At 62.9% G+C, this 8,980-nt stretch carries 7 protein-coding genes and 2 pseudogenes; 1 reads left to right on the top strand and 8 read right to left on the bottom strand.

What is annotated here, in order from left to right; genetic code table 11:
• Positions 1 to 1,049: pseudogene (locus C9413_RS22045) on the top strand (amidohydrolase); the annotation flags it as partial.
• A 151-nt stretch (positions 1,050 to 1,200) separates the two neighbouring features.
• On the opposite strand, the gene C9413_RS22040 reads toward C9413_RS22045, so the two are convergent.
• The 8 genes and pseudogenes from C9413_RS22040 to C9413_RS33695 form a co-directional block, all read right to left on the bottom strand.
• The gene (locus C9413_RS22040; protein WP_039845953.1) at positions 1,201 to 2,988 is read right to left on the bottom strand and encodes an adenine deaminase C-terminal domain-containing protein; all 1,788 of its coding nucleotides are present in this window, start codon (positions 2,986 to 2,988) and stop codon (positions 1,201 to 1,203) included.
• A complete protein-coding gene (locus C9413_RS22035; protein WP_170250911.1) occupies positions 2,985 to 3,902 on the bottom strand; it encodes a nucleoside hydrolase in 918 nt (305 codons plus the stop codon). Before C9413_RS22035 ends, C9413_RS22040 begins: the two co-directional genes overlap by 4 nt.
• Before the next feature lie 4 nt (positions 3,903 to 3,906).
• Complete coding sequence (locus C9413_RS22030; protein ID WP_170250910.1) at positions 3,907 to 4,929, bottom strand: ABC transporter ATP-binding protein; 1,023 nt, start codon at positions 4,927 to 4,929, stop codon at positions 3,907 to 3,909.
• Entirely contained in the window at positions 4,922 to 5,701 is a 780-nt protein-coding gene (locus C9413_RS22025; protein ID WP_039845950.1) for an ABC transporter permease, read from the bottom strand. Before C9413_RS22025 ends, C9413_RS22030 begins: the two co-directional genes overlap by 8 nt.
• Complete coding sequence (locus C9413_RS22020; RefSeq protein ID WP_039845949.1) at positions 5,698 to 6,525, bottom strand: ABC transporter permease; 828 nt, start codon at positions 6,523 to 6,525, stop codon at positions 5,698 to 5,700. The genes C9413_RS22025 and C9413_RS22020 overlap by 4 nt, the downstream gene beginning before the upstream one ends.
• Before the next feature lie 66 nt (positions 6,526 to 6,591).
• Positions 6,592 to 7,614, bottom strand: coding sequence for an ABC transporter substrate-binding protein (locus C9413_RS22015; protein WP_039845948.1), 1,023 nt, complete (start codon positions 7,612 to 7,614; stop codon positions 6,592 to 6,594).
• Position 7,615: 1 nt separating this feature from the next.
• A complete protein-coding gene (locus C9413_RS22010; RefSeq protein WP_039845947.1) occupies positions 7,616 to 8,659 on the bottom strand; it encodes a LacI family DNA-binding transcriptional regulator in 1,044 nt (347 codons plus the stop codon).
• Between the two features lie 163 nt (positions 8,660 to 8,822).
• Positions 8,823 to 8,980, bottom strand: a pseudogene (locus C9413_RS33695) (nodulation protein NodT); the annotation flags it as partial.

The raw sequence follows: 8,980 nt of genomic DNA, 5'->3' as shown, positions 1-8,980 counted from the left end.
AGTGGGCGGGAGTCAAGGTGTATCTCATGCTTGGCTGTTCCGTGGCGGTCGGGCCGGTGTGGGCTGCATGGGGGCAGATAGTGTAGGGGCCTCGCGCGGATATTGATGCGCTGGTGATGCCGTGGATGGCCGAGCGGCGGTACAAATCGACCGTGGCCGGCAAGATGCATGCCTGCGGGCATGACGGCCATACCGCCATGCTGCTCGGCGCCGCACGTCATCTGGCGGCGGTCAAGGGCTTTTCGGGCACCGTGCATTTCATCTTCCAGCCGGCGGAGGAAGGGCGAGGCGGCGCGAAGCGGATGGTGGAGGAGGGGCTCTTCGAACTCTTTCCCTGCGATGCCGTCTACGGTCTGCACAATATGCCGGGACTTGCCGTCGACGAGATTGCAGTGGTCGAAGGGCCGCAGCTTGCCTCTTCCGATAGCTGGCGCATAACCTTTCGCGGGACGGGCACGCATGGCGCAAAACCGCATCTCGGGCGCGACCCAATCACCGCCGCAGGCACCTTCCTTGCCTCGCTGCAGACGATTGTCGGCCGCGTCGTCGATCCGCTGCAGCCCGCCGTCGTTAGCGCCTGTTCGCTGCAGGCGGGCGACCCGAAGGCACTCAACGTCATCCCGGACACGGTCGAGATCGGCGGGACGGCGCGGGCCTATTGCGCCAACGTGCGCGATCAGCTCGAAGCGGAGATCGGCCGCCTGGCGCAGGGGACGGCGGCGATGTACGGCATTGCAGTGGATTATCAATTCGAGCGGCGCATTCCGCCGGTCGTCAACGATGCCGATGCGACGCAACAGGCCCTGGTTGCTGCACGGGCGGTGTTGGGGGAGAAGGTGCGCACCAGTTTTCCGCCTTCGACGGCCGGCGATGACTTTGCCTTCTTCGCACAGAATGCCCCGGGCTGCTACGTGTGGCTCGGCAATGGCCCCGCCGTCGACGGTGCCCTGCACCATAATACCGCCTATGACTTCAACGATGCGGCGATCGGCTATGGCGTGGCGTATTGGGTGAAGCTGGTGGAGCAGGCGTTGGCGTCCCCGGCATAAGAGCTCGCGGCCTCCTGCTTAATCTGCCTGCCGGAGCCCTTCCTTTCCGAGGAAAGAAGGGGTTCGCGGCAATGCCCCAACCCTTCCTCTTCTTGTCAGCGGCAGAACTTCACCGGAAGGTCGGATGGGGAGCGGCAAGCTCCCGCGTCCGCTACAAAATCTCCAGAACCGGGCTTTCCAGCACCTTTCCCGTCAACACATCCGCAATCCCTCGGTCCGTCTGATGCGGGCCGGTGTTGCAGGCGAGTGTCGCGCCGAAGCAGGCCTTGAAGACAAGGTAGGGCGGTTGCCAGTCGACGATCTTTTCCATTGCCTTGCGAATATTGCGGAAGGCCGAGGCGGTGTCCTTCAGCGACATTTCGGTGACGAGGCCGGAAAGCGGCAGCGGCAGCATCGCTTCGATCTGACCATCCCTGGCAACGGCCATGCCGCCGCCTGCCGCGATGACGGCGTTCGCAGCGAGCGCCATGTCGCGCGCATTGCCGCCGAAGGCGGTGAGGTTATGGCTGTCATGGGATACCGTGGTGCAGAAAGCGCCGCGCCATTTTCCCCAGCCCTTCAGGAAGCCGGTGCGCGGACGGCCATCCGCCCTGCCGTGACGATGGGCGACGGCGATCATGGCGCAGTCCGGCGGTGGAACGACGAAACCGTCCTTAACCTTTGCATCGGCTTTGCCCCATTGCGTGAAGCGCGGCCGGTCGATCGTGGCGATGCGGACGCGATTGCCCTTCGACGGCACTTTGAAATCGTCTTCGGTTAGCGGCGAAAGCTTAACGGAATTGGTAAGCGGCGCGGAGTCGAGCGAATGGACCGGCGACATAAGCTTGCCGTTCTGCGCCGTCACGCGGCCATTGGTGATGACCGTGCGGGCTTTGAAGTCCTGCAGGTCTTCGAAGAGGACGATATCTGCGCGTCGTCCGGCGGCAATCAAGCCGAGGTCGTTGCGTTTCAGGCGTTCGGCGGCGTTGAACGTCGCAGCGCGGAGTGCCCATTCCGGCTTCATGCCGTAGCGGACCAGACGGCGGATGACGTCGTCGAGGGCACCATCCCTTTCGAGTTCATCCGGAAAGACGTCGTCTGTGCAAAGCGTCACAGTTGGCGGCATATGACCGATGCCATTCAGCGTCTGGACGAATTCCTCAAGGAGGTGATCATGCGAGCCGCGGAGTTCAATCGTCATTCCGGCGCTAAGCTTGGAGAGAAGGTCGGCGCCGGAGGTCAGCTCGTGATCGGAGGTGATGCCGGCCGCCATGAAGGCGTTGAGATCGGCGCCTTCCAGCCCGCGGGCGTGGCCGCAGACGAGCTTGCCCGAGGCGAGCCCCGCTTGAACGATGGCGTTCATGCGCGGATCGCCGTCGATGACGCCGCGCATGTTCATGACTTCGGCAACGCCGCCGAGTGCCGGCAAGCGCAGCATTCCGGCAATGACCGAAGCGTCAAAGTCGGCGCCTGCCATTTCCAGGCCGGGTGCCGAAGGAACGCAAGACGGGGCCAGCAGGATCATGTGCAAAGGCAGAGCGCGGGAAGCCTCGATCGCCCAGCGCACGCCGTCAAGGCCATGCACATTGGCGAATTCGTGCGGATCCCAGAGGATCGTCGTTACGCCGCGCGGCAGGACGGCCGCGGTATATTCGGCAGGCGTCACCATCGAGCTTTCGATATGCATGTGCGTATCGATCAGGCCGGGCGTGACGAACGTGCCGCCGGCATCGATGCGTTCGCTGGCGTCGGTGCGGGTGCCCGGCGCGTGCACGCTGGCGATCAGCGGGCCGACGAGGCCGATATCCGCATCGCGGAAGCGGCCGGTGACCACGTCGAGCAGTTTGCCGCTGGTGATCAGCGCGTCGAACGGAGCAGCGCCCCTTGCGGCGGCAACGGCGCGGGTGCGCAGCGACGGATCAGTGATGTCTGCGGGTTCCCTCCCAAGTTCTGCGTTCATTTGCGGGCCTCGTTGACCAGGGTTGCGAGGATGATGGTGCGCGCCGTCTCGGCGTCGATATCGGCGCCGAACTGGGCGTTAAACGCGGCATGCGTGTCGCGCGTCTCGACCACCGTGCGGCCGCGGGTCAACCGGCCCCCCAGTTCGACATCGATACGGGCGGGATGGAACTTGACAACATCCGGCGCCACGAAGGCCACGGCGGCGCACGGATCGTAGATCGCCATGGCGGGGCGGCCGCGGCTGGTGCCGATGCGGATGTAACCGGCAAACATGTCGGCCAGGAGGTCGGCCCTCGTGCCGCCTGCGCTGCGCACGGGTTCCGCGTCTTCCGGTCTGGCGAGCACTTTGCGGCAGAGGTCGAGATCGACCATGCGCAGTGGCATCCCATGGGCGATGACGATCGCCAGCGCTTCGGGATCGGCAAAGGCGTTGAATTCCGCCGAGGCCGTATGATTGCCGGCAGTGACGCCGCCGCCCATCCAGGTGAGTTCGGTGATGCGGGCGGAAAGATCCGGACGCGCGAGCGCCACGGCCGCGATATTCGTCAGCGGGCCAAGCGCCAGGATACGGCGCGGACCGTCAGCCTCGAGCCAGCGGCAAAGAGCAGTGAAGGCGTCGCTCATTGCAAGCGCCGCTGCTGGCAGGCCCCTTCCGATCGTCGGGATGCCGGTATCGCCGAGGATCGCCTGGGCGGTCTCGTACTTGCCCAGGACTGGTTGGGCGCGGCCGGTGTGGATGGGGAATGCCCAGCCGAAGGTTTGCATGGCACCAGCGGCGTTTGCCTGCACCTGGGTGAGCGGCGTGTTGCCGAAGACGAGTGAGACGCCGTCGATCTCGAGCTCGGACTGATCAACCACCAAAATGGCGGCGATGTCGTCAAAGCCCATATCGGTATCAATCCAAACGCCCATGATGTCACCCGAAGCGCGTGAGAGTTGCAGCCGCCGCAAGCGGTAGGTCGAAGGAAAGTGACGCGCCGATTTCGTGCGGCGGCAGGCTTGCATCCACCTCGGCCTTGACCCGCCCGAGCGGCGTATCAAGCAGATATTCGCGCGTGTTGCCGGCAAAGGAGGTGCCGCGCACGGCGCCCTGGAAAGGACCGGAACCAAGCGCGACCGAGCTCGGCCGCCAGGCCAGCCCTGCCGCCTGCGGAGCGGGAAGGGAAAGTTCAATGGCGCCGTTCGGCGTGACAAGCCTGCCGTTCTGCAGCTTGAAGACATTCTCGAAGCCGACGAAATCGGCAACGAAGGCGGAGACCGGCTTGTTGTAGATTTCTTCCGGCGTGCCGATCTGCTCTATGCCGCCGTTCAGCATGACCACGATACGGTCGGCAAGGGCCAGGGCCTCCGCCTGGTCGTGGGTGACGAAGATCATAGTAACGCCGGTTTCCTTTTGCACGCGCTGCAGTTCTGCCCGCATTTCGAGGCGCAGGCGCGCGTCGAGGTTGGAGAGCGGCTCGTCAAGCAGGAGCACCTTCGGCTCCATGACCATGGGACGGGCAAGCGCCACTCGCTGCTGCTGGCCGCCGGAGAGTTCTGCGGGTTTGCGTGAAGCGAAACTGGAGAGGCCGACTGACTTGATGCCGGCGTTGACGCGGCTATCGAGGGTCTGTCCGTTGATACCCTTGAGGCGAAGGCCGAAGGCGACGTTCTCATAGACCGTCAGGTGCGGGAAGAGCGCGTAGGACTGGAAGACGAGGCCGACGGCGCGCTTGTTGGCCGAAACCCGCGTGATGTCGGCGCCATCGAGATTGATGCGGCCGGAGGCGGGCGCGAGCAGACCTGCAATGGAGCGCATCGTCGTCGTCTTGCCGCAGCCTGAAGGGCCGAGCAAGGCGACGAGTTCGCCCTTGGCGATCGACAGGTCGAGATCCTTCACGGCGACCGTATCGCCGTAGGCCAGCGTCAGCTTATCGAGTTGAAGATAGACATCAGACATAACGAGACAGTCCCAGGAAGCGTTCGGCGAGGAAGACGATGCCGATGGAAAGGAAGGCGAGCAGCGAGGAGAGCGCGGCGATCGACGGGTCGTAAGTGGTTTCCATGTAGCCCAGCATATCGATTGGCAGCGTGCGCACACCAGGGCCGGACAAAAAAAGCGAGACCGGCACCTGGTTGAAGCTGGTGACGAAGCCGAGGATGAAGGCGGCAAGAATGCCGCCGCGGATATTCGGCATCACGACACGGAAGAAGGCGCCGAGGCGCGACGAGCCGAGCAGCACGGCGGCTTCCTCGATGTCTGAACGCAAATTGTCGAGGCTTGCGGAGACGACGCGCACGGCATAGGGCAGCACGAGCGCCGTGTGGGCGAAGAAGAGCGCCAGCGTGATGTTGAAGCCGAAGGGCACGACGAGGTAACGCAATAATGCGAGGCCGACGATGATGCCCGGGACGATGATCGGCAGCGAGACGACGGTTCGGACCGTTTCACCGAAGGGCAGCCGATAGCGCGACAGAGCGTAGGCGGCCGGAATGCCGAGCACGAGGGCGGCGAGCGTTCCGAAGACTGCAAGCAACATCGACATCGAAAAGCTGTCGCGGAAGCTCTCTATGGTGAAGACCTTGATCACCCAGCGAAGCGAGAGGCCTTGCGGCGGAAAGGCGAGCGTATCGCCGGCCGAAAGCGATGCGGCGATGATGATGAGAAACGGCCCGATCAGGAACGCCAGCACGAGGAAAAGCACGATCGGTGAGAACAGACGGGCGGTCATCGCTTGTTCCTTGCAGTTGCCAGGCGCTTCAGCAGAATATTCGCGGCGAAGCTCATAACGATCAGCATGAAGGCGATGACGCTTGCGGAAACGAAGTTGTTGGCGACGGAGACCTGCTGGTAGAGCAGCGTTTCGAGCATCAGCACCTTGGAACCGCCAAGCACGGCGGGCGTGATATAGGCCGTCAGCGAGCCGGTAAAGACGAGCGTGCCGCCGACGACGAGGCCCTCGCGGGTGAGCGGCAGGATGACCTTCCAGAAAACCTGGAACCAGTTGGCGCCGAGCACGCGCGCCGCCGGGATCGCATCCTTCGGCATATTTTCGAGCGCGCTGATCAATGAAAGGATCATCAGGGGCAAGAAGAGCTGCAGCAGGCCGATGAACACGGCCGTTTCAGTAAAGAGAAGGCGTAGCGGTCCGTCGCTGAGGCCCATGCCGGTCAGCGCCTGGTTGACGATGCCGGTGCGGCCGAGGATGACGATCCAGGCATAGGTACGGGCAACGGGCGAGATCATCAGCGGCAGGGTAACCAGGCCGATCATCCGGCCCTTGCCCTTGGGCGGCAGGTTGACGATGGCGAAAGCTGCGGCATAGCCGATGATCGCCGAAACGGCCGTCACCTCAAGACCAAGCTTGAAGGTGCGGATGAAGACGGTGCGGTTCAGCGTCCCGGAGAAGAAGTCGCCATAGGCGGAAAGCGTCCAGGCGCCTTCCAGGCGAAAGCCTTCCGAAAGCAGGATGGCAACGGGGAGCAGAAAAACCACGGCTGCAAAGACCGCTGCGGGCAGGGCAAGCGCCAAGGCTTCCGCTCGGTTCTGAAACATGATGCGCCTTTCGGTATGGCGGCGGAATGGGCGGTCCCGGCAAGCCGGAACCGGGTAATGGGCGCCTTACTGGCCGACCTTGTCGTTCCATTCCGAAAGCCATGCGTCGCGATTGTCGAGCGCTGCTGCGGACGGAATGAGCTTGAGGCTCTTGGCTGTGTCCTCGCCGTAAGTGAGGTTGTTGGCGGCGGCCTCGGAAACCTTCACGTCCTTGTTTGCGGGACTATCGATCAGCTTTTCGGCGAGTTTCGTCTGGATGTCGGTCGAGAGCCAGAAATCCATGAACTGCAGCGCCAGATCCTGATTCTTCGAGCCTTTGGTCACGACCATGACATTCATACCGCCGGTCTGGCCTTCCTTCGGTGTCGCCCAGGTGACCGGAAGGTCGAGCTTGGTGAAGCCAGCCCAGGAGAAACGGCCGATCGGCGCGGCCCAGATTTCCTCTTGCTGCATGAGCTGTATCAGCTGCGAGGACTTCTCGTAGAAGGTGACGATGTCATCCTTCTTTTCGCCGACGGCTTCGATCGGTCCCTTGAGGTCGGGCGTATCCTTGCCGAGTGCGAGGCCGAGCATGTAGAGCGCCGGCGGTCCCTGGTTGGTGGTCACGTTCGGAAAGGCGACGTGGCCGACATACTCCGGCTTCAGGAGATCGGCCCAGGACTCGATCTTCATCTTGTCCGAGCGGTAGGCGATAGACGTGGCATAGAACGTGTATCCGACGCTCATGCCGTCGCCGTTCGGGTCCTTGGCGAGATCGTAGAGCTTGCCGAAGTTGGTAAGCTTGGACGGATCGATCTTTTCCACCAGCCCCTTGCGGGAGGCCGACAGCGCATCCGCCATCGAGACGACAGCCATGTCGACAACCGGATTTGCCTTGTTCGCCTCCATCTTGGCGAGGCGTTCGACGCTGTTGCCCGTCTCGACGACGAGCTTGCAGCCACATTGCTTTTCGAAGGGATCATAGACCAGCGTCTTGAAGTCGTCCTGCGCAAAGGCATAGACGGAAATAGTCAGAGTGCGATCCTGCGCCACGGCGCCGAGCGGGATAAGCGCGAGCAGCGCTGCCGATGCGATGAGGGATGTCTTCATGTCATGAGTTCTCCATCTGCAGGTTTTCTTGAACCGGCTTTGCCGGCCCGGACGATTGGCGGATGATCAGTTGCATGGGCACGCGATCATTCTGCGCGGTCACGAGTGCGCCCTCCCTGGTGCGACCTGTGTTTATGCTGTCAAGCAAGGCCGATACGGCGATTTCGGCAATGGCGTCCATGTCCATCTTCACCGTGGTAAGCGCAGGCGTCACGACCGCAGACCAGATGAGGTCGTCAAAACCGGTGACGCTGGCCTCGGCAGGCACATCGACGCCGTCGCGCTGCAGCTCCGTGAGCACCCGCAGCGCCTGAAGGTCGGACAAGGCGGCAAAGGCGCTGAAGCCCTCCTCGACCTTTCTTGCAAGACCGAGCGGGCAGCCGCTGCCAGCCTGATGTTCAAGTTTTTCGATCCAGAGCGTTTCGGCGCTCATGCCCGGACAAAGGCCCGAACGGATGCCGCTCGCCCGATCGTTCTGCACGTTCGATTCCGGATTGTTGCCGATGATGAGGATTCGCTTGTGGCCGAGATCAGCGAGGTGAGCGGCAATCAGTTCGCCACCCTGCCAGTGATCGGCTGCAACCGTGTTGCCGGGGGTCGATGCCGTGTCGATGACGGCAACTGGGCAGCTTGCCGCGGATATGCGCGTTGCGCGGCGGGGCACGATCACCATACCGTCGACGCCGCGTTCGACCAGCCGGTTGATTGCTTCGGTCTGCGCCGAGACATTGCCGCGCGAGTCGGCGATCAGTACGCCGTAACCGGCAGAGGCGGCGGCGAATTCAATCGCCTGCGCAATCTTAGGAAAGAGGGGGTTTGCGATGTCGGGGAGAACGAGGCCGAGCACGCCGCTTCGGCCGGTGCGAAGCGCCCGACCCGCCTGGCTTGGAATATATCCGAGCTCCGCGGCATGTTCCCTGATCTTTCCGACGAGCTGCTCCGAGACGCGCCCCTTGCCCGAAAGCGCGTTCGACACCGTTGCGACCGACACGCCAAGCGACGTCGCAATCCTGCTGAGGTTCGGTACCGGGCGCAACTGAGCCATGATTTCATAATGCGTTTGATTAATCGTTTAATCACGCGTACCCGAAGCGCACCGGCTTGTCGAATCCATTTTGTGGGATGGGCGTGTTGCACACGGGATTTTTCGAGAAGCAATAAAAAAAGCCCCGTTGCCGGGGCTTTTTTCATTCATAGAGATAGCTTTATCAGCTCTTTGTTGGGCCTTTTGCCACTGTGGCGGAGACAGAGTTGACCTTGCCGCCCGGGGCATAGCCGCCGCCGATGGCGACGTTGAGGGAGACGTAGTCCCTGGCCATCTGCTGCACGGCGGCTGCCAGGCTCGCCTGGGCCAGCGACACCTGGC

The organism is Rhizobium sp. SEMIA 4085, assembly GCF_013004495.1.
GTDB classification, from domain to species: Bacteria; Pseudomonadota; Alphaproteobacteria; order Rhizobiales; family Rhizobiaceae; genus Rhizobium; species Rhizobium gallicum.
Note: the sequence above shows the minus strand (reverse complement) of the source record. Positions and strands in the feature narration are given on the sequence as shown.

Bases quoted from the DNA above. Each gene is read 5' to 3' on its own strand.
- C9413_RS22040 (WP_039845953.1), bottom strand. From the start codon at position 2,988: ATGAACGCAGAACTTGGGAGGGAACCCGCAGACATCACTGATCCGTCG.
- C9413_RS22035 (WP_170250911.1), bottom strand. From the start codon at position 3,902: ATGGGCGTTTGGATTGATACCGATATGGGCTTTGACGACATCGCCGCC.
- C9413_RS22030 (WP_170250910.1), bottom strand. From the start codon at position 4,929: ATGTCTGATGTCTATCTTCAACTCGATAAGCTGACGCTGGCCTACGGC.
- C9413_RS22025 (WP_039845950.1), bottom strand. From the start codon at position 5,701: ATGACCGCCCGTCTGTTCTCACCGATCGTGCTTTTCCTCGTGCTGGCG.
- C9413_RS22020 (WP_039845949.1), bottom strand. From the start codon at position 6,525: ATGTTTCAGAACCGAGCGGAAGCCTTGGCGCTTGCCCTGCCCGCAGCG.
- C9413_RS22015 (WP_039845948.1), bottom strand. From the start codon at position 7,614: ATGAAGACATCCCTCATCGCATCGGCAGCGCTGCTCGCGCTTATCCCG.
- C9413_RS22010 (WP_039845947.1), bottom strand. From the start codon at position 8,659: ATGGCTCAGTTGCGCCCGGTACCGAACCTCAGCAGGATTGCGACGTCG.